We start from the raw sequence: 23351 nt of genomic DNA, 5'->3' as shown, positions 1-23351 counted from the left end.
GGTCACCAACGCGCCAACCGCCCAGCGCCATGCGCTACACCCTCAACTGCGAAGAGCCTGTTTTCCTTCATTCTTGCGGGCTCCATTTAAGGTTCACTTGGTGAACCCCGTGACGGAACTGGCGACGAGGGGTGTTCCTTCGATCACCGTAGAGCTATTTCGTGCGCGGGGGGTCGCCTACTGCGTGCTCCTCTTATTGTCGTGGTCGGTATTCAGTGGCTGGCTGGGTGGAATATCTTCATCGGTTGTGGCTGCGCCATCGCCGACGTAACGGATCTTTGGCGCGGTCGGTTTACCGAGTGCGGCGCGGCGGGCGTTGAGGTCGTCAAGGCGTTCACGGGCGATACGGGGTTGCGGGCCGCTGATGCGTGGGCCTGGGCCGTTCCAGGGTGGTGGATGTCGGCCGCGGTGGGCGTAGCGCCACGTGACAAGCATGGGCGCGACGACGAGACCGCCCAGCATGACCAGGAGAGTCCAGAGCCACCACATTGCCAGCTAGTTCCCAGCGTGATTCGCGGTCATTTCTTGGTGAAAGCTCGCCGTCTTGATGGCAGGCGCACGCGAGATTAGCTTTCATTTTCCACTCTTGTGATGTTTGCTGCGCGGATTGCACGGCGGAAGTCTTTTCGATGCCTCCCGGTATCCAACATGAGGTCATAGAGTGTGTCCGGCAGATATCCCTTGCGGAGTCCCAGGTGGAAGAGATACTCGGAGATGCCGTTCTCCATGTCCGCGTCGGTGCACCAGCCTTCGTTCACGAGCTGGAAACCGAGCATCCCGTAGCTGCTCGCCGAACCCCGGTCGACCCGGAAATTCGTCAAGCATGGAGGTTTGGAACCAGAAGAGCCCGAGCAAACCGCCGCGGCTGCGCACGGTGGCTCCGCTGGCGACCAGGAAGTCGGCGAGTGCGATGACCGGTTGCAGGTCCCGGGTGCGTACGGCACGACGGAACGCCTGGATCAACTCGGTCTCGAAGGCATCGACTGCTTGCTTGGTCAGCGGTTCGGGCTTCCTGGTCATCTGCTTTCCGTCGCGCGGGTTACTCGGTTTTGTAGGTAAGGACGAGCCTGCTGTGGGTCTTGTCGATCACCGGTCCGGGCAGCTCGCCGTCGGGGGTGTCGGCGGGGTAGGCGACGAGGGTGGGCTTGCGTTCGTCGCGGTGCACCGACCAGGCGCGGATCTCGTCGCAGAGGTGGCGGGCGAGTTCGGTCGCGGCGGGGCCGTGCCCGGTGGCCCCCAGTTCCCATCGGGTGGTGTCGCCGTCCTCGCGGCGGCGGGAGGTGAGGTAGGCGAGCGAGCTGCCCTCTACCAGCGCGGGTGCGCGACCGGGCGAGATCGGGTCGCAGACGGCGGGCTTGGTGTCGGCGGGGACGTTGAGGCGGCACACGCGTGGGTCGGTGACGGTCAGCCGCAGCCATACCCCGTCGTGGGGCTCGTCGCCCGCGATGGTGACGCCGGACCATTCGCTGGCACGCGGCCGATCGAGCACTCCGTGCAGGACATCGAGGTCGAAGGGCTGGTCGCGGTCGAAGTGCAGGCGGATGGTCTCGTCATCGGTGATCGGCGCGGACTGTTCGCCTTCGTCCTCGCCGACGAGGTAGACGAAGCCGCACAGTTCGATGGAGTCGGAGATCAGCCGCCCGTCGCGGTAGGTGAACGCGACCGAGCGGGCCTGGCCGCGCCACCGCAGCGGCAGCACCACGCGGGCGCCGGAGGCGAGTTGCCGCCACCATGCCTGGGGAATGTCCCACGGGGACACGGTGGCGATCAGCCGGTCGTACGGGCCGTGCTCGGGGACACCGAGCGCGCCATCGCCGGTGACCACGTGCACGCCACCGTACCCGGCGGAGGTCAGGTTACGGGTGGCCTGCTCGGTCACGTCGGGGTCGATGTCGATGGTGACCACGTTGCTGTCCTGGCCGGTCAGTTCGGCCAGCAGGCTGGCGTTGTATCCCGTCCCGGCACCGATCTCGAGGATCTTGTTGCCGGGTTCGACGGCGAGCTGGTCGAGCATCATCGCCACGACGAACGGCGCGGAGGCGCAGGACAGCGAGGTGCCGTCGGCGAAGCGGTGGGTGATCACCGCCTGCCAGGGGTTGTGTGCGGCGTCCAGGTCGGCTTCGGGCACGAACTCGTGCCGCGGCACCTCACGCAGCACCCGCGCCACCTCGGGGCGCTTCGCGTAGCCCTTCTGCTGGACCTTGGCGAGCATGGTCTCGCGCAGGGCCTCCGGTGAGCTGGCGGTGGTGTCGGTGGTGTTGTTCATCGCGTCCTTTCATTCGTTGAGCAGCAGGCAGGCGTCCCACTGCGTGACCGGTGGCGTGTTCGTGCGGGCGGAGTGCTGGGCCAGCATGACCCCCGCGGTGCCGGTGAGCAGCCCGCGCCCGCCCGGAGGCTGGCGTGCCAGGTTGACGGCGAGACCATCGAGCAGGCGCGGGAGCGTGGCGGCGAGCTGGTCGTTGTGACGGCTGGCTCGCCAGGCAGTGTGCACAACCCCGGCCCAGCCGTGACACAGCGACACGTCACCGAGCCGGGCGAGCTGCTGCTCGTCGCCCAGGCACCAGGCCAGGATGTTCTCGGCGCACCGTCGCCGGGCGCGGTCGCCGAGTACGAGGCCGGCGACTTGTTGCGCGCGGGCGATGCCGGGCGTGCCGTAGCACCAGCTCGGTCTCGACGGGCCGGGCTGGTGCACGGCGCCACGTGCGTGGTCGGCCTGGCTGATGGCCTCGGGCCACCACGCCCGCGGCGGCACGCCGCAGCGCCAGCGGTCCAGCCACCGGCAGATCCGGTCGATGGCCGCGGTCTGCCCGGACACGACGATGCCGCGGCGCAGCGCGAGCGAGAGCAGCGTCAGCGGCCCGGCGATGCCGTGGGCCATGCCCAGGTTGCCGTGCCCCATCTGCCAGGCGGGGCCGGGGCCGGTGGGGCCGTGGGCGGCCCACCAGCCGGGCCGCCCGTCCGGACGGGGCTGGGTCAGGCACACCAGGTAGCGCAGCACCTCGCGCAGCAGCTCGTCGGCGGTGCCGCGGCGCAGCACGTAGGTGCCCAGCCCGGTCAGGCCGCCGATGAGGTCGAACTCGCGCTTGTCGGCCAGCTCGCCGCGGCCCATGCGCTGGTAGGCGGCCTCAAGCCGAGACCAGGTGATCTTCTCGACGTGGTCATCGAGCACGGATAGCGCCCGCCGTTGATCGGTGGCGACGAGGGTGAACGCGACCGCCGGTGCGCCCTCGAACAGACTCGCCTCCTCGGGGTGGGCCATCACCGGTTCGGCTACCAGTTCGGACAGCCAGCGGTGGGCGTCCTGGCCGCGTTCCAGGGCCAGCAGTGCCTGTCCGGCTGGGCCGTCGGCCAGCGATTGCGCGGTCACGGCTGCCTCTCGGACGTATTGCGCCAGGTTGCGGCGGCTTGGCGCGCTAGCCGCAAGCAGACGGCTTCCCGGTCCCGGTTGACGCCGAGGGCGCGGTTGTGGTGCATGTGCAGCAGAGCATGGAGGCACGTGTCGAGGTCGGCGTCGGCGGGCAGCGCGTGCCGGTACCGGCGCACCGCCTCGGCGCGAGCCTCCAGCGCCGCGGTGACCTCGGCCGTTTCCGCGGTATCCGGCCATGCCCGGTTACGGACCAGGCGGGCCACCTGGTCGACGTCACCGCGGTCGGGCACTGCCGAGGGCACCTGCCGGGGCAGCCAGTCGGCGGCGCGCTGGTGGTTGCCGAGGAACGCGGCGGCGAGATCGAACAACGACAGGCCGGTGGCCGCCACCGCCGACGGCCCCGCGGCGGTCTGGTGGGTGAGCCGGGCGAGGACGTAGCGCGAGTCGGTGGCGAACACGGTCTCGGCCTCGTCGATGGCCCGGTAGCGACCGGTCTCCGGGTAGTAGGTATCGAAGGCGCACCGGCTGAGCAGCCCCGCGGTGCGCAGCCGCTCGGCCCACGTGGTGACCGCAGCCAGAATCTTGTCAGCGTCGCCGTCGGTGCGCACGCGCAGGCGCAGATGGTCGGGCTCGTCGCCTTCCCGGGCCTGCGGGTAGCGCACGAACCACCAGTCCCGTTCACCCAGCTCGGCCAGCAGCTCCGGCAGCTCGTGCACCAGCAACGGGTCCATCCGGTACTCAGCCAGGTACAGCTTCGCGTAGAGCCAGCCCGATCGGGGCGACGCAGGCGGATGCCCGTGCTCGCGGCCGAGAACCGGAAGGGACTGCACGCGCGGGGCGGGCTCGGGTGCCTTCCGGGAGACCAGCGGCAGCACGACGAGGTGCGAGTGTCCGTCGAGCCAGCCGTCGGCATCCAGCTCGGGCGCCTCGACCAGGACGGCCTCGTCGTGCTGGCGCAGGTGGTGGAAGAGCACCTCCCGGTGCGCGGGCATCGTCAGGTTCAAAGGGAGCTGTTGATCGAAGTCGCGCAGCTCGACGCGGTCCGGGCAGCGCCACGTCGCGCGCCACTGCTCCAGCGCGTCGTTCCAGTGAGCCGGGTCGGCAGGCAGGGCTTCGCGGGCGAGCTGCCAGCGAGCCGGAGACAGGATGGCGCGCCGGTACCGCAGCCGCGGCCGAAACGGCAACTCCGCAGCGGTCGGCCCCCAGTCGAAGCCGATCCAGCCGCTGTCCAGCGCCCGAGACAGCTCCCCGAGCAACCGCGCGAGCGGCGGCTGCTGCTTCACCGCGAGCGCGTGCAGCACCATCGGCTCGATCACCTGGCGACGGGACAGGCTGACCAGGTGCAGGCGGCGGCGGGTCGCCGTGATCGCCAGATCGTCCACGCCGATCACGCTCTCGGAGTCTCGGTGGTGTTCGCCGACCGAGACGACTTCCGGTGTGAACCGCGGCAGGCGGGCGACGTTCTCCGCGCTCGGATACGGCGGCGTGAACGACATCTGTACGGCGAGCGCGCCCTCGGCGGTCGTCGGCAGTGCGGAGAACACCGCCGCCAGCCCGGCCTCAGGCACCAGAGGGCTCAACCGCGCCGACAGCGTGCCCGCGACCCGGCCCGGCGCCACGGTGAATCGGTACTCACCGCGCTCCAACGCGGCCACGCTGACGGCGTGGATGCGCGTACCGAGGTCGACGTGCGGCGGAACCGCGTCCGGGTTACCACCCGCGGCAGCCAGCGCCTCCACAGCGGCGTCGTCCAGCTCGACTTCGCGCTCGCCCCGGGCTGTCGCCTCCGTGATCCAGGACAGCAACAGGCGGTCGCGCTCGGAGAACACGTGCCGCCCGCTGACCGCCGGGCTGGACGGGTAGTCGCGCGGCCACCCCAGCCCCGCCGCAGAATCCACCACCGTGCGGACCGGGACGAGGGTTCCGGTGCCGTACCGGTCGCAGAACGCGGTGAAGTAATCCCGAAAAGCCCGGCTTCCGGTGTGCTCGCGCACCAGCCGCGCCAGCACTCCCGCGGTGCGTTCGATCTCCCGCACCACCCGCTGCGGCAGGCGGACATCGGCATCGAGCCGAAGATCGAGTGACAACGGCCCGCGGCGCGCTGGAACCAGCGCATTCATTCGGTCGGCCAGCCGCGCCCGCGCCCGTTCGTGTGAATTCTTGTTGAGTACGTCGAGCGCGTTGCGGATCTCGATCACCTCGGCCGCCAACGCGGCGACCGGCAAGTCCTCAAAATCGAGTGCTTGCACGGAATCGGCAAGGTAACCCAACGGGTCATTGACCGTTCCTGGCGCTCGCAGGCTGGTCACCAGAAAGCGGCGCTCCACTAAGGACAGCAGCATCGTGGTGGGGTCACCGGCCGCCGGGTACTCGGCCGTAAGCGCCTCGACCAACACCGGGAAACGGACCGGGGTGCCCGCGAGGCGGCGCACGGAGGCGACCGCAGGGGTGTTCCGGATGCTCACCACTTCCGCTTCGGCGAGCGCGAGTCGGTCACCGCACTCTTCGACGGCGTCGTGGAACACCACCTTCAGCCGCGCCAGCAGCTCCGGGCACGCCTCCAACCGCTGGATCACTTGCCGGAGCCAGCGGTTGTCGGGGCGGGCCACCACGCGATGCCGATCGCCGACGCGCACCTCCGTGCTGTCACCGATCGTGACTGGCGCGACTCCGGCGAACAGACCGAACGGGGTGGAGCGGCCGAAGCGCAGCACGTACCGCAGCAGCGCCTCCGTCGTCCGCCGCACCTCCCGCGGCGATCGCCGATGGCCCCGCAGAATCGCCTCGACACCCGAAGCGAGCACCGGGCTGGCATGGGTCACCGCCGCGGCCACCGACGGCCAGACCTCATCGAGCCATGCCCGGCAATCGAGGTCGTTGGACAGCACCGGCCACCGCGACGGAGCGAGTCGCTGCGCCGACGCGCGCAGTAACCCGGTACCGCAATGGCGGTAGTCCACCGTGGGCATCGCCAGCACCTCCAAGGATCAATCACGAAAAGCCACCAGGGCAGCGGGCGGGCCAGATGTCGGGGAACTCTGGCCCGCCCGCTGGTATCACCTCTGCGAGTGACAAGCCGAGATCTCGCAGGTCGAGCCACACCCGTCGTCGGTCTGGCAGGCCATCGCCTCCGGCCGGACCTGGTCGGTCTCTATCTGCACGTCCAGCTCGAACACCCCCGGTGATGCCACCTGCGGTGCTTCCATCAGAGCCGCGGTCACCGAAATCACCCCCTTTCCTTTCCTGTCTTGAATGAAATGGTCTTCTGTTCGCGTTCCAGGGAACGCGCAGTCCGCATTGGTCGTCAGGCTTCCTCGTCAATGCCACTGTCTTCGAGGAAAAGTCCACGCTTGCGAAGGATTGCCTTGCATGCCTCGCAGCGGTCCTTGCCATCCGGGACTTCGATCACGGTCGCGGGCGCACTGCACACCGCCCACCGGATCCGCAAGCCCCGAAACAGCAACGGCGGCGCAGAAGACAGCTCGACCGCGTGCAGCGAAGCGGTGAAATACCCGGGATACCAATGGATAGTGTCGACTGGACCGTCCTGTCCGCGGTCGTCGTCTTGAGGTGACCGCGGTGGCGGCTCCCAGGCTTGGAGCCCGGCCAGCAGGCGCTGCAGGGTTTCGAGGTCGACCGGACGAAACTCTCCGGGATCCGGGGGCTGGTCGCCCCCATTTTCGGGCGCGAGTACCGGCGCCGTCATTTCCGCGCCCGTTCACGCTGCTGCGCATCGGTGCCCAGCGGACTGGGGCGGTCGAAGTGGAGATATCCAATCCGGATCACGAACACCGCCGCGCAGAGAATGACCAATGTCCATTCCCACATGGAGGACTCCTTCACTCGATGACAGAGATCCGTCGAGACGGAACTCGATCGCGCATTTACCCGAGTTCCGTCCTGTCGTTCAGAAGTCAGGCGCGCCAGCTCGGCTCGGCCTGCGTCGGTCAGCTCGACACGAACGCTGATGCCGCCATTCGGGAAGTGGTGCGGCGCCACCGCCAGCAAGCCCTTGTCGATGAGGCCATGCGGGGTGGGATTGAGGTGGGACGGCAACGGGCGGCCCCCATCCACCACGAGATCACTGTGCAACGACAGGCCCCCGCGATCCGCGCGGCGGAGAACCTGCCACCGGGCGAGGTCGGACTCTGCAAGATCACGCAGGAGTCCGGCAGGCTGGCCGCCGGGATTCAGCACAGGCAACGAATCGCGAAGCGTCTTCACGCCAGCCCTCCGATCGCCCGGTCGATCTCCATGCATTGCGGACACCAGCGGCGGGCAGTGCCGGACGACGCTTCTCCGTCTCCGAGCCACGCACCGCAGGCGGCTACCGGCACCGGGCCGTCGAAGGAAGTGATCAACCGCGGCTGGCCGTCGCATGTCTCGCGCAAGTGCGCGAGGTCGTCGTAGTGGCGGTCGGGCGCCCACGTCGTTGGTTGCGTCAGAACGCGCATTACGCAGCCCTCCGATTCCGCGGGGCTGAGGGTCGCGCGGCGGGCGGGTGGACCGCGCGGCCCCCGGCGTGGGCTGACGGCGAGTCGGGGGATCGATGCCGCGCGCTCGCCCACGCCTGGGAAGACGCACGGTGGCGAGGAGCGCTCTCGCCAGGCAGGTGATCAGTCCCGCTCGTGCCGTGCGCTGCTGGCGCCACGCCTGCGCACCTCGGGGTGCGCCGCCAGCGGTGGTCGAGGTCGTCGTCGCGTGGCTGCGGCCGTTTGGGACCGGACCAGACAGCTACGGCGAGGCTGCTCGCCAGGTCGGTCTCCGGCTGATTCGCCCGGGGCACCGCGCCCGGATCAATGGCTGGTGCGCGGCGGGGACGGGGGCAGCCGCGCCCTGGCCCCGCCGCGGGCAGAACCTGGCCAGCCCGCTCGGGGTTCCGTACGCCGGACGAGGCGTGCCGTCCTGCGGACGAAGAGCTGGCCAGGGAGTCATGGAGACCATGCAGGAGCCTGCGCACAAAGCCAGGCGAACGGTGCCGCGCCGCCCGAGAACCACGCGCTCCGCGTACCGGCCGCTGCCTGCTGCGGGCGCGATCCCGCTGGGCCACGCACCCCGGACACAACGGGAACGGCGGGCACACCATCGGTGCTGGAACGATCACCCCGCCGCACAACGCGCGGAAGCCCTCAGCTTCGGCCGAGCAGATCGCCCGCCCCATGTCATCGTCGTAAACGAGGTGATCCAGCTCGTCGTCCTGGCAGGTCACCCAGATGGCGTGCTGTACGCGCGGACCCGGACGAAGGTCGCCGGCCTGGTCTTCGTCTCTCCGGTCGCTTGCCCGCATGGCGCCCTCCCGTCCGTGTTCGTTCGTGTTCGCGCCGTTGATGACCATCGGATGAAGCAGGGGCGCATTCGCAGGCCAAACCGGGGCCATTACCGGCCGGTTGGGGGCCACCCGTTCGTGCGCCGCGTCGCTTTGGGCTATCTCGGGCCAAACAAGGGCCATTTGGGGCCAGATCGAGGCCACTGGCGCTTGTTGCGCGCGTGAGCGATGGTTGCTGGTTACGGTGACGGGCAGGAGGCACGGGATGGTCGACCGAACACCACGTACGCGGCTGGAGCAACTGCTGTTCGCGCGTCACCTGTCGCTGGGTGACTTCGTGCGTGAGTTTCCCGAGCACGCCAAGGAAGCCGGGATCCACGCGCATACGTCGGAGCGGACGGCGAAGCGGTGGCTCCGGGGCGATCCGAGTACCCCGCGGGCGGAGTCATGCCGTGTGCTGGAGAGCTGGTTCGGTGAACCCGTGGAGGAGCTGCTCGGTCCGCCGAAGGCCGAGGTTGCCTCGCACCGCAAGTCCCCTCGGAGTGAACAGGAACTGATCGTGAACGCCGCTCGCCAGTCCGCCGAGCACGCCATCGAGTCGTCCTCGGCCATCGACCCAACCGCGCTGGAGCACCTGCACGCGGCAGCCGGGCGTGCCGCCCGCGCGTACTACGTCACCCCGCCCCTGGAGATGCTGACCGAGCTGGTGCAACTGCGCGACACCGTCTACGACCAGCTCGACCGGACCCACAAACCGCGCCAGCAGGCGGAGCTGTACCTGCTCGCCGGGCAGGTGTGCGGGCTGCTGTCGTCGGTGTCCTGGGATCTCGGGCACGCCGACGTGGCCGAGGAGCAGGCGCGGGCCGCCCATACCTATGGCAACGTCATCGATCACCCGTCATTGCAGGCGTGGGCGCGCGCGTTGCAGGTCACCGTCGCGTTGTGGTGCCGCCCGCGCCGGGCGGTGTCCATCGCGGAGGCTGCGTTGGAGACCGCCCCGGTCGGGACGGCTCGGGTTCGCCTGCACAGCGTGCACGCCCGCGCCCTTGCCCTGATCGGCGCTCGTGACGAGGCCCAGGCCGAACTCGAATCCGCGGCGACCGAACTCGATCGGGCAGGCGGGGACAGCTTCCTGGACGAGATCGGTGGCGAACTGGCCTTCGACCGTTCGCGTGCCGCGTTGTGCGGCGGCGCCGCCTACGTCGCGCTCGGCGACGGCCAGCGTGCCGAGTCCGAAGCCAGCCGCGCACTCGCCTTGTTCGACGAGATGCCGGACGCTCAGCGGTGGGGTGCGGGTGCACTGGGCGCCCGCGTTGACCTGGCCACGGCCAGGACGTTGCACGGCGACCTGGCCGGTGCCCAGCACGCGCTGGGGCCGGTGTTCGAACTCGAGCCAGCTCGCCGGACCGAGGCGATCACGCAGCGGCTGCATGGCCTCGGCCGTCTGCTCGGCGCCACCCGCTACCGCGGCGCGGTCGAAGCAGGTCACATCGGCGAGGAGATCGAAGCGTTCACCGCCGCCAGCCTCGCCCGGGTGACCGCCCGCCCAGCCCTGCCGTCCGGGAACTAGCCGGGCATCGACCGAGCAGCCACGCTCTCATTGGCCGCCGCAATGGTCGCGTTCTCGTGCGTCCCAGGCGTCCAGGATCGCGCGCTCCTTGTCCGGCGCGATCCCTTGTTCGTTGGCGCGTTCATGCGCGACGGCGCCTTCGCCATCATGCAGCCATGCCCAGGTGTCGGTTGCCGTGTCGGCGAGCGGCCTGGTGATCAGGCCAGCATCACGCGCCTTGGCAGAGTCGACGGCCCAGGCGCCGCGGTAGGTTCGCCACAGCGGCAGTTCGGTCCACTGCGCGACGCCTTGGGCGACGAGCCATTCCTCGTCGGTGATCCAGGTGAAGGTCGCGTCCGAACCGGTCGCCTGCTGGCACGCGGTCAGGAAGTCGTTCATCGTCTCGCGTCCGCTGGCGGTCACGTTGAATGTGCCGACCGGCCCGTCGGCCGTGGCGGTATGCAGCGCGAAGGTGGACACGTCGCGGACGTCGACGGGCTGGATGCGCCGGTCCGGTTGGCCGGGCGCGAGAACCCGCCCTCCACGTGCGACGCGGTGAAGCCACCAGGGCAGACGGCCGACGTACTCGTAGGGGCCGAGGATGACGCCGGGCCGCAGCAGCACGGTGCGGTCGTGGCCGAACACCTCGGTGACGGCGCGCTCGCATCCGGCCTTGGTGAAGCCGTAGACCGAAGGCCCGGGGTCGCCGTCGAAGCCGAAGTCCGGGCCGGCGTCGCTCGGACAGTCGAGCACCCTCGACTCTTCGGTCAGAGGTTCGACCGGCCAGCCCTCGTACACCGACACGGTGGAGATCAGCACGTACCGGCCGACGACCGGTTCGAGAGCTTTTGCCACCGCGAGCGTTTCGCGCGGGACGAAGCTGCTGGTGTCCACCGCCGCGTCCCACGGGCCGCCTGCAGCCAGCCGGGCGAGATCGTCGGGGTTCGTGCGATCGCCGCGGATGGTGGTAACGCCGGGAACGTCGTGGCCGGTCTGGCCACGACGGAAAGTGGTGACCTCCCAGCCGCGGTCGAGGGCTTCTTCAACGACGGCGCGGCCGAGGAACCAGGAGCCGCCAAGCACCAGCAATCGAGCCATACCGCCATCCTGGCGAATGCTTGGGCGGTTGCGCTATGCGCCCCGGTGGCAACTGCGTCACCACCTGGCTGTGACGAGTTGTTGATCGGAAGTGACCCGCAGCATCCGGACTGGTCGCCGAGCCGAGCAGGATATTCCTCCATCATTCACCCCCTCATGGTGGGTAACGCCGGTTCGACACGGGCGCAGATACCTAGCTCGCCGAGGGGGAGTCCGAGGAGGGCGACGGTCTGGGCGACACGAACGACACGGACAGCGAACTGCTGGACGACGAGGTCGGCGAAGCGCGGTCCGGACGCCTGGTCGCCCTCGCCGACGACGGCGACGTGGACCTCTACGCGCGCGACATCGGCGTGGAAGGGCCGGCGCGTCAGCCGAGGAGGCGGCGATGCACACCATCCCGGTCGAGGACGACTGAGCGAACACCGGCAGGGTCGGACGCCCTCTTGATGCCGCGCGTGGACGACGGCACCGGCCCGGTCGCCGTCGCTTCGCCGACCTGGGTTTCCTGCCCCCCGTGCCGGCATCCGCGGTCAGTGCATGCTCCACCCGCCGTCGACGCAAAGTGTGGTGCCGGTGATGTAGGAGCCCGCCTCCGAAGCGAGGAGCAGCAACGGGCCGGCGAGTTCGCCGAGCGCACCGGTACGACCGGAGGGGATCCGGGCGAGGACCGTGTTGAGCCCGGCCTCGTGGCCGAGCAATGGCGCGGTCATCTCCGATGCGAAGAAGCCCGGGGCCAGTGCGTTGACGCGGATGCGGTGCTTGCCGGACCACTGCCGGGCGAGGTCCCGTGTCATGCCGAGGATCCCGGCCTTCGAGGCGGAGTAGGAGGCCTGCGGGATGTCACCGACGGTGAGACCGAGCGCGGAGGACACGTTGACGATGGAACCGCCGTTGCCCGCCGTGATCATGGCCCGGCCGGCGGCGACGGCCATGTGGTAGGCGCCCACCAGGTTCACCGCTATCAGGTTCGCGGCGTCGTCGGGCGTGTCGCGTTCGGCCCGTACGGCGTACCCGGTGCCAGCGTTGTTCACCAGGATGTCGATGCCGCCGAGTTCGCGGGTCGTGGCGTCGACGAGCGCGTCGCAGTGTCGAGGGTCCGTCACGTCGATGGGCAGGGCGATGCAGCGCCGTCCCCGGTCGAGCACGGACTGCCGGACCTCCTCGAGCCGGTCGGCCCGGCGCGCGCCGATCGCGACGTCGGCGCCTGCGGCGGCCAGCACCCGGGCGAAGTAGGCGCCGAGACCGGATGACGCGCCGGTGACGACGGCGACCCGGCCGTCGAGCCGGAACTGCGGGGTGTCGCCGGGGGCGCTCACGATACCGGCCCAGCGGGGGTTTTCGCGTCCTCGAGGGACTGTGCCATCCGCCGGAGGCTGCCGCCCGAGGCGAGACCGCCCAGGGCGAGCGCGAAGAGGTCGTCGGCGAGGCGGAGGTCGGCCTGCTCTCCCCGGGGTGTGAACCAGTGCTGCATCCAGTCGAGCATGCCCACGATCGCGCGGGCGACCGTTCGCGATTCGGCGGGCAGGGAGAACTCGCCCGTGGCGGCGCCTTCGGTGAGCAGGGCCTCGACGGCGTTCATGTAACGGGTGTCCATGTCCCGGAACTCCGCGAACTTCCCGGACAGCTCCACGTGCCCGATGTTGCGCAGGTACACGAACGCCGCCGGGTAGTACTCGCTGAAGATCCGCACCTGCGTCCGCACGAGCGAGCGCAGGCGCAGGGTGACCGTGCTGGCCGAGTCCGAGCACAGGCGGTCCAGTTCCGCCAGCAGGGCTCGTGCCGGCTTCTCCACGACCGCGAGCAGCAGATCTTCCTTGCTGTTGACGTAGTTGTAGATGCTGCCCTTGAGGATGCCCACGCGCGCTGCGATGTCCTCCAGTGTGGCGCTGTCGTACCCGCGCTCCCGGAACTCTTCGCTCGCGGCGAGGACGATCTCCGACCAACGGCTCGGGCGAGGCATGTGCTTACTCCCTCAGCAGACGACGGCGCCGGCGTTCTCGCGGCCACTTCGACAGGATTGCACCACGGGAACCGCGAGCCGCGAGTGCGGGCCCGCGGTTCCCGGGAGGTGCCTCACGGTGCGTCGAACCGGACCGGGAAGCGCTCCATACCCCTGGTGAGGAGGACCGGCGACCAGTGCAGCGGTTCCTCGGTGAGCGAGAGCCCGGGCAGGCGCTCGAACACACGCGGGATCGCGATGGACGCCTCCAGCCGGGCCAGCGGTGCACCGAGGCAGTAGTGCATGCCGGCGCTGAATCCGAGCTGCCGCCCCGGGCGGCGGGTGATGTCCAGTCTCTCCGCATCCTCGAACGCCGTCGGGTCGTGGTTGGCGGCCGACAGGACGAGGAAGACGCGCTGCCCCCGGCGCAGTGTCCGGCCGTGCAGCTCGGTGTCCTCGGCCATCAGGCGGACCACGCTCTTCGCTGGCCCGTCGAACCGCACCAGTTCCTCCACTGCGCCGCTGCGCAGCCCGGGGTCGGACTCGAGGAGCGCACGCTGGGCGGGATGGCGCAGCAGCGCCAGTACGCCGCTGCCGATGAGGTTGGTCGTCGTTTCGTGGCCCGCGAACAGCAGCAGCACGCCGGTGGCGATGACCTCGTCGTGGCTCAGGGAGTCGCCCTCGTCCCGAGCGCTCACCAGGGCGGACAGCAGGTCGTCCTGCGGCCGCCGTTCGTGCGCCCGCACCAGCTCGGACAGGTAGCCGGTCAGCTCGGCCATCCCGGCCGCACCCCGGCTGTGCCGGTCGGCGTCGCTGAGCGCGCCGAAGACCAGTCCGCTGATCTGGTCGGACCAGTCCTTGAACAGGCTGTGGTCCTCCCGGGGCACCCCGAGCATTTCGGCGATGACCGAGGCGGTGAGGGGATACGCGTAGTCGCGGATGAGGTCCGTCCGTCCCGTACCGGCCTCGATCGCCTTGTCCAGCAGCTCATCCGCGAGCTCGGCGATGCGGGGCTGGACCCGCCCCGCCGCGCGGGGGGTGAAGGCGCGGCTGAGCAGTTTCCGCAGCCGCGTGTGGTCGGGCGGGTCCTTGAAGACCATCCAGTCCTCGAGGACGCCGAACGCCGCCCGCAAGGCGGGGTCGCTGTCCGGACTTTCGAGCTTGGTGCGCCGGTAGGGGGCGATCCGGTCGGAGGAGAACCGCTCGTCGCGCAATGCCGCGGTGACGTCGTCGAACCGGGTCAGGAACCAGGACCGGTACTTCTCGCTCCAATGCACCGGATCGTGTTCGCGCAACGCGGCGAGCAGCGGGTACGGGTCCGTGACGGCCTCGGGACTGAGCAGGTCAGCCTGCTCGACATTGACCTCGGAAGTGCTCATGGTGCCTCCAAAACAGCGACGACGCAGGCGTTGCCGTCCAATGCGGACACCCCGCCGCCCATGGTCTCGACCACGCCGAGGCGCGCCCCGTCCACCTGGCGCCCACCGGCTTCTCCCCGCAACTGCCAGACGATCTCGGCGACCTGTGCCAGCCCGGTCGCACCCAGCGGATGCCCTCGGGACAACAGACCGCCGGACGGGTTGACGGGCACGGCTCCGCCCAGAGCTGTGGTTCCCTCGGCGGCGGCCTTACCGCCGGCACCGGGCGGAACCAGGCCGAGGGCTTCGGTCGTGACGATCTCGCCGATCGTGAAGGCGTCGTGCACCTCGACGACGTCGACATCGGTGACGGCGTCCAGTCCCGCGGCCGCGAACGCGTCAGCCGCGGTGTCCCGCACGATGTCGTACCCCCAGACGTGCGGCGAACCGGAGTTCCACGGCGCGCCGGAGCGCATCGCGAGGCCGCGCACCGCGACCTGCCGCGGTGCCCCCCTTGCCGGCCCGAGGACGGCGGCCGCGGCTCCGTCCGACGTCGGGCAGCACTGCAGGAGAGTGAGGGGATCGGCGATCATTCGCGAGCCGAGCACGTCGTCGGTCGTGTAGGAGCCCGAGTACTGCGCCCGCGGGTTGTGCAGGGCGTGCGCGTGGTTCTTCACCGAGACGGCGGCCAGCTGTTCCTTCGTCACGAGACCCAGGTGCAGGTAGCGGGACGCGCTCATCGCGTACAGCGCGGGAAGCGCCAGTCCGCCACGCCCTTCGGGGTCGGTGGGCTCGGGCGTGATCGCTCCCGAGAACGCGACGCTCATCTGCTCCAGCCCGAGGGCGAGCACCCGCCCGTAGCGACCGGTGCGCACCGCCTCGTGTGCCTCGAGGAAAGCCGTGGTGCCGCTCGCGCACGCGTTCTCCACCGTCACCACCGGGACGCGTGTGATGCCCATCGCGCGCAGCACGCGCTGGGCCATGCCCGCGGGTCCGAAAACCGTGCCGACCCACACCGCGTCGATCGCCGACACGCCGGCGTCGTCGAACGCCTCGCGGACGGCTTCGAAGGCGAGCGAGACCAGGTCTCGTTCCGGCTGCCTGCCGAAATGCGATGTTCCGACACCGTGCACCGCAACCGCCGTCACTGGAGTACCTCCACCTGGAGGTCGCCCTCGGCCGAGAGGTCGGTGAGCCGGACGCGGCTGCCGATCGGCGGGACGCGGTCGTTTGGCCAGTCGGCGGGCAGATGAGCGAGGATCCGGGGGCCGTCGTCGAGATCGACGTAGGCCAGTGCGTAGGGCGGGGTCCGGTCCGCGACGGGTATCCGCACGACCGTACTGCTCCACACCGTGCCTTCGGGACCGAAGACGGCGGGTTCGGCCTCGCCACCGCAGGACGGGCAGCGCGGCCAGGCGTACGGGGCCGCGGCGCCGCACGACGGACAACGCACGCCGGTCACGCGCCACCGGCCGTCGCCGGAGGCCTCCATCCGAGGGCGTGTATCGACGGTGATCACAGGGCTCATCGGGGTGCTCCTGACATTGGGATCACCCCTACGTAACCAAACCTTAGTCAGTTTATCAAGCCCGGGTTTCGACCTCCCATTCGCCAGAAATCACGATGAACTGGATCTTTCGCTGGGAACCTTGACAGCATCGGTGACGTAGGTCATGGTGTCTCCAGCATTTAACTGAACGCTGGTTTGGCAACGAGGGCTTTGTTGAACCAGCCTCCAAGGAGGTCCGACCGATGAAGTTCGGCTTGTTCGCCATGCCGGAGCACCCACCGATCGAGAACTGGACGCTGTCCTACGACCGGGACATCGACGACATCGTGCTCGCCGAGAAGCTGGGGTTCAGCGAGTACTGGATCGGTGAACACCACACCGGCGGGTACGAGAACGTCCCCGTGCCCGAGTACGTGATCGCGAAGGCGTCCGCGTTGACCCACACGATCCGCCTCGGTACGGGCGTGGTCAACCTGCCGTACCAGGACCCGTTCCAGGTCGCTGAGCGGCTGGCCTTCCTGGACCACCTGACCCACGGCAGGCTCGAATACGGATTCGGTGGCGGCGGGCTGCCTACTGACCAAGCCCTCTTCGGCCTCGACCGGTCGGAGGCCGCCCCCCGCACCAACGAGGCGCTGGAGATCATCTGGCAGTTGCTCACCACCGAGGAACCGGTCAACTACGAGGGCGTGTACTGGAAGTACGAGAACCGGCAGCTGCAGGTCGGCCCGTACCAGGATGTGCCCCCGTTCGCGATCGCGGGGCTGACCGGAACCCACAACTACGCCCGCTGCGGCGCCAAGGGCTGGAAGGCCCTCAGCGTGTACTTCGCACCGATGGACAACCGCGGGTACGCCGGGGCGCCCGATCTGGCCGCACACGCGAAGGCACTCACCGGGGCCGCTGTGGAGGCGGGTCTCGATCCCGCCGACGCCCGCCGGAACTGGCGGGTCAGTCGCGAGGTCTACGTGTCCGACAGCAAGGACCAGGCGATGGCGGAGATCCGGGAGGGCGTGCACCGCTCCTACGAGTACCTGCTCGGTCTCGGCCTCGGTGCCCTGATGAAGAAGGGCGAGGGCATGAACGACGCGGAGCTGACCTTCGAGTGGATGGCCGAGGAGATCCCGTGGATCATCGGCAGCCCGGAGGACTGCGTCCGGCAGATCCGGGAGCTGGAGGAGGCCACCGGCGGGTTCGGCACGCTGCTCATCAACGCTCGCGACTGGGTGACCACGGACAAGTGGAACCGTTCACTGGAACTGTTCGCCCGCTACGTCATGCCGCCGTTCACCAAGCGCGAGAACCTGGCACGCCGCAACCGGCTCGCCGCGGTCGCGCTGGGCAAGGCCTGAGCGGGGAGCGATGACCCGACTCGGCGGCAGGGGCGCCACCGGGACCGTTGGCGCACCGGGAACCGGGACGCCGCATCGCGACCGCCGAGCGGGGCCGGCGAGCGGCGGCAGGCGACGCACGTCGCCCTGAACGCGCGGCGACCAGGCGAGTGGGACGGGTCGGCCGGCGAGGCCGTCCCGGGTCTCGCCAAGCGAACTCCGGTTCGACGGCGGGGCAAGCGGCGGGAGAACGCGGTCGGCTTGGCACGCAGGCGGTCACCCGCCGCGGGCGCCGTGTTGTCGTTCTCCGGTGGCTGCCGCCTCGGCACCGGGAGATCCGCCCGCGGGCGGTTGCGGGGGCGGGAAGGCGGGGGGCAGCGCGGGCTGACAGCGACGGTTCAAGGAGGAACCCCAACATGACGAATTCCGAGTACGCCGGCCAGACGGCTCTCGTGACCGGCGGCGGCAGCGGGATCGGCAAGGCGATCACCGGCGCCTTGCTCGACCGCGGGGCGAACGTGGTCGTCCTGGAGATCTCGCCGGAGAACATCAAGGCCGCGGACGCCGAGCTGGACGGCCGTGACCGGCTCGCGTGGTCGACGGGTTCGGTGGCGGTCGCCGCCGACGTCGACGCCGCCTTCGCGCTGGCCGCCCAGCGGTTCGGCACGGTGCACCACCTCGTCAACAACGCGGGAACGGCGTTGCTGTCGCTGGTCCAGGACTGTTCCGAAGAGGAATGGGACCTGATCGTCGACACCGTGCTGAAGGGCACGTTCCTGTGCACACGCGCCTTCGCCCGCCAGGCGATCGACGGCGGCGCGGGCGGCTCGATCGTCAACATCTCCTCGCTGAACGCGGTCGCCGCGACGGACGGGCTCGGGCACTACTGCGCGGCGAAGGCCGGGGTCATGCAGTTCACCCAGGTGTGCGCTGGGGAGCTCGGGCGGTACGGAATCAGGGTGAACTCGATCGGCCCGGGTACGGTGAACACGCCGCTCGGGGCCGGTTTCACGGTCGGGCGAATCGGCCAGGAGTTCCTCGACCGCACCCTCGTCACGCCGCTGCGCCACCAGGAGGCGAGCGATATCGCCGACGTCGCGCTGTTCCTCATGTCGCCGGCGGCGCAGCGGATCACCGGACACTTCGTTCCCGTCGACGGCGGCCAGCACGTCCGGGGCCTGCACTCCTATTGGGACGTCGCGGAGGCCCAGGGGCTGGTATCCCGGCCCGCTCACCGTGTGTGACCGTACTGATCGGAGCCACATGACCACGACCACCACCACCGCCGCGCCGCGCTCGGGTACCACTGATGATCGGGGCTTCCCCCGATACTGGGACGAGGAGCGGGAGACTCTCGCCCCGGCGGCGCGCGAGAAGATCATCCTCGAGCGCATTCAGCACCAGCTGCACTACGCCTACAAGCAGCTGCCATTTTACCGGCGCCACTACCAGGAGCACGGGTTCCATCCCGGCCAGGTCCGCTCACTCGAGGACTTCACCACCCTGGTCCCGGTGATCACCAAGAAGATGCTGGTCGAGGACCAGCAGCAGAACCCGCCGTTCGGCAGCTACACCCCGCCGGCCCGGCCGGGGGAGATCGCCCGCATCCACGGGTCGTCTGGTACGTCGGGGACGCCCACCATGTATGCCGTGTCCAAAAAGGACTGGCAGCGGGCCGCCGATGTGCACGCGATGGCCCAGTGGTGTGCCGGTATCCGGCCGGACGACATCGCGCAGATCGGATTCCCCTTTGGTCTCTTCTTCGGGGGCTGGGGGGTGCTGCAGGGGCTGGAACGCATCGGCGCCACGGTGTTCCCCCTCGGAGTGACCGATTCCGAGAAGCACCTCGAGTTGATCAGCCGGCTCGGCACGACGGTGTTCACCGCTACGCCGTCGTACTGCGTTCACCTGCTCTCGGTCGCGGAGAAGCTGGGGATGGACCTGAGACAGAGCACGGTGCGTCACCTGCTCGTCGGCGGTGAACCCGGCGGCAGTCTGCCCGGCACACGCCGGATCATCGAGGACGGCTGGGGCGCCATCGTCGCCGACGCCGGCTCGACCTCGGAGATGTACCCGTTCCAGACCAGCGTCTCCTGCGAAGCCCACGCCGGCGTCCACCTCATCAACGACGAGGTGTTCACCGAGGTGGTCGACGCGCATGACCCGAACACCCCGGTCCCGGCCGGTACACGCGGCGGCGTCGTCTACACCCATCTCTGGCGCGAGTCGCAACCGATGATCCGGTTCGCGCCGGGCGACGAGACCTACCTCGCCGTCGAACCCTGTGCGTGCGGGCGCACCTACCCCCGCCTTCCCGAAGGCATCCTCGGCCGGCTGGACGACATGCTCGTCATCCGCGGCGCCAACGTGTTCCCCAGCGCGATCGAGATCGGCCTGCGCTCCCTGCCCGAACTCGGCCCGGAGTTCCGCATCCGGGTCAGGAAGGTGGGCGCGCTCGACGAGCTGACGGTCGAAGCCGAACTCACCCACGCTGTCACCGCCGCGTATCGCGAGCTTCCCCCCGACGATCGCGAACAGCGGCGGCAAGGGCTGATCCGGAGGGCGGAGGAAGTCCTCCGGCAGCGGATCAACATCCGGGTGCCGGTGCAACTGCTGGAGCCGGGGACGCTGCCGGAGACCACCTTCAAGGCCAGGCGTGTCCTCGACGAGCGCCCGCGGGACACCGCGCCATGACGAAAGGGACATCGTGATCGTTCGACTCACCCGTACTGACGCGCTCGTCGCCGAGGCAGACGACTGCGCCCGGCTGCACGTCGGCACGACCCTCGCACCGGACGAGGTCGACGCCGCCCTGCGTGCCACCGGCACCGGCCGGCTCGCCGAGGACGGCAACGCACTGCTCGACCTGCGGACACTGCATGCCCGTGCCCGGTCGGCGGCCGCCTCCGCGGACTGGGCGGACCGGTGGGAGGCGATGATCGCCTACGCGCGGAAGAAGGGGTGGATCACCGCCGACGGTACCGCGGTCCAGGCCCACGTCGAGGCCGCGCCGACGCCGCGCGCGTGATGGGCACGGAGGAGCGGATGAGGCAGCCGGCGATCGACGTCGCGCACGGGGCGACGGGAGAACCGCGAATCGAGGGGATCGTCGATCGGGTCGAGCGGGTGGCGGACCGGGTGGTCGCGGTGACCTGGCGTGCGGCCGACGGCCGCGAGCTACCGCCGTGGACGCCCGGGGCGCACATCGACGTGGAGCTCGCCCCGGGCCTGGTGCGGCAGTACTCGCTGTGCGGGGACCCCGCCGACCTGTCCCGATGGCGGATCGCGGTGCTCCGCGAGCCGGAGGGCCGCGGAGGCTCCTGCCGGGTCCACGACCTCGAACGCGGCGACCGGCTGTGGTTGGGCGGGCCACGCAACAACTTCGAGCTCTGGTCCGCGTCCCGCTACGTGTTCATCGCGGGCGGGATCGGTATCACCCCGATCCTGCCCATGGTCCGAGCCGCGGACGCCGCTGGTGCGGACTGGTGCCTCCACTACGGCGGGCGCGACCGGCGGTCGATGGCCTTCGTCGACGAACTGGCCCGCTACGGGGACCGGGTCGCGGTGCGACCGCAGGACGAACAAGGGCCGCTCGACATCGACGCCATCATCGGGGCGACCCGGCCCGGCACCCGCGTCTACTGTTGCGGACCGGAGGGACTGCTGGCCGCGGTGACCGAGCGGTGCGCGGCCTTGCCCCCCAGGTACCTGCACACCGAGCGCTTCCGGGGATCGGTGACCGGAACGGACCACGACGGGCCGATCGAGGTCGAATGCCGGGCCTCAGGGGTCACGGTGACCGTGGGGCCGGACGAGTCGGTGCTGGACGCGCTGGAACGGGTGGGCGGGGTCGTCATCGCCTCGTCCTGCCGCGACGGGGTGTGCGGGACGTGTGAGGCGACGGTGCTCGACGGCGTTCCCGACCACCGGGACGTCGTCCTCAGCGAGGAGGAACGGGCTGCCGGTGACGTCATGATGACCTGCGTTTCGCGTGCTCGGACGAGTCGGCTCGTACTGGACCTCTGATGGCGGGGGTGACCGGTCGGGGAGTCGGAAGGGAACGGGAGAAAATGGACAGTTCCGCCCTGGTGGCGGACCCGGCGATGCTGCGCGCCGCGTTCGCGTGCTTCCCGTCGGGAGTCGCCGCGGTGTGCGCGATGGTCGACGGAGCGCCGTCCGGATTGGCCGCCAGTTCGTTCACCTCCGTGTCGCTGACGCCGCCGCTGGTCTCGATCTGCGTGCGGAATGAGTCGGAGACCTGGCCGTTGCTGCGTGAGCACGATCGGCTGGGGCTGAGCATCCTCGCCGAGAACCATGGGCGCACCTGCCGCACGCTGTCGAGCAAGCGCGGCGACCGGTTCGCCGGCGTCGACTGGCTGGCCAACCAGGACGGGAGCGTTCTGGTGCGCGGTTCCAGCGCCAGGATGATCGTGTCGGTCCACGACGAGGTCGAGGCAGGCGATCACGTGCTCGTGCTGCTGCGGGTTCACTCGCTCGTCGCGGAGCCGCACATACCGCCGCTGGTGTTCCACGGCAGCCGTTTCCGCCGGCTTGCCGCCACCGTCGATCCCGCGGAGGACGAGGATGACAAGAGCAGTCGTTGACAATCCGGCGAAGGCCCGTTGCGACAGGGCCGGGCGAGCTGTCTCGGCCATCGGTCGCGGCAGCCCGGTTGTCGTGATCGACGATGTGGCCGGGCGGAGCGACGGGGTGCTGGTGTTCGCCGCGGAATGCGCGACACCCGCGCTGGTGGCGTTCGCTGTTCGGCACGGTTCGGGTTTCGTCTGTGTGGCCCTGCTCCCGGAGGATTGCCTCCGGCTGCGGATACCGCGGATGCCCTGTCTGGACGAGGACGCGGGCGGTCCCGCTTATCGGGTGACGGTCGACGCGGTCGGCACCGGCACCGGAATCTCCGCGGCCTCCCGCGCCCGCACGATCGCCGCGCTCGCCGCGTCCGGCTCGGGTCCCGAGGACTTCATCCGTCCCGGCCACGTCATGCCGGTGCGCGCCTGTCCAGGAGGCGTCCTGGACAGGCCCACGAGCGTCGAGGCGGGGATGGACCTCACGCGGCTGGCAGGCAGGCGACCTGCGGCCGCCCTGACGGCGGTGGTGAGCGACGACCGACCTGCCGAGATGGCGGGCCCTGCCGAGCTCGCGCGTTTCGCCCGGGCACACGGACTGGTCCTCGTGTCCACCACGGACCTCGTCGTGTACCGGCGCCGCACCGGCTGTTGACCCCACCGGAGCGATTCGCCCGGATCCGGTTCGGCTGCGGGTTGCCCGACGGGCCGTCATCGACGCCTCCGCACTTCCCGGCCGGCGGTGATCGGGTCGGCCCGCCGAAACCGCGTCGGCGCCGGTGCGGTCCATTCCGGGGAGACCGTCTGCGGCGGCCTGCGCGCGCGTCTGCGTGAAGTCCTGGGTGCTGAGGTTGGCGACCTCGCCTTCCACACGGCGATCGAGGACGAGCCGCGGCCCGAGGGGAACCACGTCACTCTGGTGTTCGACACTTCGCTGGTCGGTGGAGACGACGTCGAGGTCGTCAGCCGCAGCGATCTGTGGGAAGCGGTGTGGATCAGGTGGGATGACATCCAGGACACCGACCTCTACCCACCGCTGGTCCGGCGACGGCTTCCGGTGGGCACGCTCCGTGATGAAGCCTGGTGGCCGCCCGAGCTCAGCTCGGCCCCCAACGATGGCGAAGGCTGTCCTCAGCCCTGCTGGCGCATTCGCGCCGAGATCAACTACGGAGGGTTAACGCCCAGTCATCTTGTCGGCCTCGTGTGTAGATCTGGACACACAAGATGATGATGCGGGTTTGTGACCGACGCCGGTAGTATGGACGGTTCGCCTGTCTCCGCACGTTAACAACTCGTTTCAAAATGATCGGCGCGTCTGCTGGCCGTAGTTGATCAAGTGTGGGCATGCTG

Annotated in this window: 23 protein-coding genes; 10 read left to right on the top strand and 13 right to left on the bottom strand. The window is 69.8% G+C overall.

Annotated features, from left to right (window positions below; all coding sequences use genetic code 11):
- Window positions 1–566: 566 nt before the first annotated feature.
- The 7 genes from ABFX51_RS28905 to ABFX51_RS28875 all read right to left on the bottom strand — a co-directional run bounded on the left by ABFX51_RS28905 (window position 567) and on the right by ABFX51_RS28875 (window position 7591).
- Window positions 567–821, bottom strand: coding sequence for a hypothetical protein (locus ABFX51_RS28905; protein ID WP_346055544.1), 255 nt, complete (start codon window positions 819–821; stop codon window positions 567–569).
- A 218-nt stretch (window positions 822–1039) separates the two neighbouring features.
- Window positions 1040–2266, bottom strand: coding sequence for a methyltransferase, FxLD system (fxlM, locus tag ABFX51_RS28900; RefSeq protein ID WP_346055543.1), 1227 nt, complete (start codon window positions 2264–2266; stop codon window positions 1040–1042).
- Window positions 2267–2275: 9 nt separating this feature from the next.
- Window positions 2276–3367, bottom strand: a complete 1092-nt coding sequence (locus ABFX51_RS28895; protein WP_346055542.1) for a lanthionine synthetase C family protein — start codon at window positions 3365–3367, stop codon at window positions 2276–2278.
- Window positions 3364–6336 carry a lantibiotic dehydratase gene (locus ABFX51_RS28890; RefSeq protein ID WP_346055541.1) on the bottom strand — a complete coding sequence of 991 codons (2973 nt, stop codon included), beginning with the start codon at window positions 6334–6336 and terminating at the stop codon, window positions 3364–3366. Before ABFX51_RS28890 ends, ABFX51_RS28895 begins: the two co-directional genes overlap by 4 nt.
- 87 nt (window positions 6337–6423) lie before the next feature.
- Window positions 6424–6588: an FxLD family lanthipeptide gene (locus ABFX51_RS28885; RefSeq protein ID WP_346055540.1), complete on the bottom strand. Its 165-nt coding sequence runs from the start codon at window positions 6586–6588 to the stop codon at window positions 6424–6426.
- Window positions 6589–6671: 83 nt separating this feature from the next.
- Window positions 6672–7073, bottom strand: a complete 402-nt coding sequence (locus ABFX51_RS28880) for a hypothetical protein (RefSeq protein ID WP_346055539.1) — start codon at window positions 7071–7073, stop codon at window positions 6672–6674.
- Window positions 7070–7591 (bottom strand): hypothetical protein, encoded by a 522-nt coding sequence (locus ABFX51_RS28875; RefSeq protein WP_346055538.1) that lies wholly within the window; start codon window positions 7589–7591, stop codon window positions 7070–7072. Before ABFX51_RS28875 ends, ABFX51_RS28880 begins: the two co-directional genes overlap by 4 nt.
- A 709-nt stretch (window positions 7592–8300) precedes the next feature.
- Here ABFX51_RS28875 and ABFX51_RS28870 point away from each other — a divergent pair.
- Together ABFX51_RS28870 and ABFX51_RS28865 are read left to right on the top strand one after the other, a co-directional pair.
- Window positions 8301–8858 carry a hypothetical protein gene (locus tag ABFX51_RS28870; protein ID WP_346055536.1) on the top strand — a complete coding sequence of 186 codons (558 nt, stop codon included), beginning with the start codon at window positions 8301–8303 and terminating at the stop codon, window positions 8856–8858.
- Window positions 8859–8898: 40 nt separating this feature from the next.
- Window positions 8899–10203: an NsdA family TPR-like regulatory protein gene (locus ABFX51_RS28865; protein ID WP_346055535.1), complete on the top strand. Its 1305-nt coding sequence runs from the start codon at window positions 8899–8901 to the stop codon at window positions 10201–10203.
- Window positions 10204–10230: 27 nt separating this feature from the next.
- On the opposite strand, the gene ABFX51_RS28860 is transcribed toward ABFX51_RS28865, so the two are convergent.
- From ABFX51_RS28860 to ABFX51_RS28835, 6 genes are all read right to left on the bottom strand, one after another.
- On the bottom strand, window positions 10231–11280 hold the full coding sequence (locus tag ABFX51_RS28860) for an NAD-dependent epimerase/dehydratase family protein (protein WP_346055534.1): 1050 nt from the start codon (window positions 11278–11280) through the stop codon (window positions 10231–10233).
- 533 nt (window positions 11281–11813) lie between these two features.
- Window positions 11814–12599 (bottom strand): SDR family NAD(P)-dependent oxidoreductase, encoded by a 786-nt coding sequence (locus tag ABFX51_RS28855; RefSeq protein WP_048807013.1) that lies wholly within the window; start codon window positions 12597–12599, stop codon window positions 11814–11816.
- Window positions 12596–13243 carry a TetR/AcrR family transcriptional regulator gene (locus ABFX51_RS28850; RefSeq protein ID WP_048807012.1) on the bottom strand — a complete coding sequence of 216 codons (648 nt, stop codon included), beginning with the start codon at window positions 13241–13243 and terminating at the stop codon, window positions 12596–12598. Before ABFX51_RS28850 ends, ABFX51_RS28855 begins: the two co-directional genes overlap by 4 nt.
- A 113-nt stretch (window positions 13244–13356) precedes the next feature.
- The gene (locus ABFX51_RS28845) at window positions 13357–14601 is read right to left on the bottom strand and encodes a cytochrome P450 (protein ID WP_346055532.1); all 1245 of its coding nucleotides are present in this window, start codon (window positions 14599–14601) and stop codon (window positions 13357–13359) included.
- On the bottom strand, window positions 14598–15728 hold the full coding sequence (locus tag ABFX51_RS28840) for a thiolase family protein (protein ID WP_346055531.1): 1131 nt from the start codon (window positions 15726–15728) through the stop codon (window positions 14598–14600). The genes ABFX51_RS28845 and ABFX51_RS28840 overlap by 4 nt, the downstream gene beginning before the upstream one ends.
- Window positions 15725–16072, bottom strand: a complete 348-nt coding sequence (locus ABFX51_RS28835) for a Zn-ribbon domain-containing OB-fold protein (protein ID WP_346055530.1) — start codon at window positions 16070–16072, stop codon at window positions 15725–15727. The genes ABFX51_RS28840 and ABFX51_RS28835 overlap by 4 nt, the downstream gene beginning before the upstream one ends.
- Before the next feature lie 260 nt (window positions 16073–16332).
- Here ABFX51_RS28835 and ABFX51_RS28830 point away from each other — a divergent pair, with 260 nt between their 5' ends.
- From ABFX51_RS28830 to ABFX51_RS28795, 8 genes are all read left to right on the top strand, one after another.
- Window positions 16333–17442 carry an LLM class flavin-dependent oxidoreductase gene (locus ABFX51_RS28830; RefSeq protein ID WP_346055528.1) on the top strand — a complete coding sequence of 370 codons (1110 nt, stop codon included), beginning with the start codon at window positions 16333–16335 and terminating at the stop codon, window positions 17440–17442.
- Between the two features lie 395 nt (window positions 17443–17837).
- Window positions 17838–18665, top strand: a complete 828-nt coding sequence (locus ABFX51_RS28825) for an SDR family NAD(P)-dependent oxidoreductase (RefSeq protein ID WP_346055527.1) — start codon at window positions 17838–17840, stop codon at window positions 18663–18665.
- Between the two features lie 19 nt (window positions 18666–18684).
- Window positions 18685–20115 (top strand): phenylacetate--CoA ligase family protein, encoded by a 1431-nt coding sequence (locus tag ABFX51_RS28820; RefSeq protein WP_346055526.1) that lies wholly within the window; start codon window positions 18685–18687, stop codon window positions 20113–20115.
- Between the two features lie 13 nt (window positions 20116–20128).
- Entirely contained in the window at window positions 20129–20449 is a 321-nt protein-coding gene (locus ABFX51_RS28815) for a hypothetical protein (protein WP_048807011.1), read from the top strand.
- Window positions 20450–20466: 17 nt separating this feature from the next.
- A complete protein-coding gene (locus ABFX51_RS28810; RefSeq protein WP_346055525.1) occupies window positions 20467–21447 on the top strand; it encodes a PDR/VanB family oxidoreductase in 981 nt (326 codons plus the stop codon).
- A complete protein-coding gene (locus ABFX51_RS28805) occupies window positions 21447–22025 on the top strand; it encodes a flavin reductase family protein (protein ID WP_346055524.1) in 579 nt (192 codons plus the stop codon). The genes ABFX51_RS28810 and ABFX51_RS28805 overlap by 1 nt, the downstream gene beginning before the upstream one ends.
- Entirely contained in the window at window positions 22006–22656 is a 651-nt protein-coding gene (locus ABFX51_RS28800; RefSeq protein ID WP_346055523.1) for a 3,4-dihydroxy-2-butanone-4-phosphate synthase, read from the top strand. The genes ABFX51_RS28805 and ABFX51_RS28800 overlap by 20 nt, the downstream gene beginning before the upstream one ends.
- 87 nt (window positions 22657–22743) lie before the next feature.
- Complete coding sequence (locus ABFX51_RS28795; RefSeq protein ID WP_346055522.1) at window positions 22744–23229, top strand: hypothetical protein; 486 nt, start codon at window positions 22744–22746, stop codon at window positions 23227–23229.
- Window positions 23230–23351: the final 122 nt, after the last annotated feature.

The organism is Amycolatopsis dongchuanensis (assembly GCF_039542405.1).
Classification (GTDB): Bacteria; Actinomycetota; Actinomycetes; order Mycobacteriales; family Pseudonocardiaceae; genus Amycolatopsis_E; species Amycolatopsis_E sacchari.
Note: the sequence above shows the minus strand (reverse complement) of the source record. Positions and strands in the feature narration are given on the sequence as shown.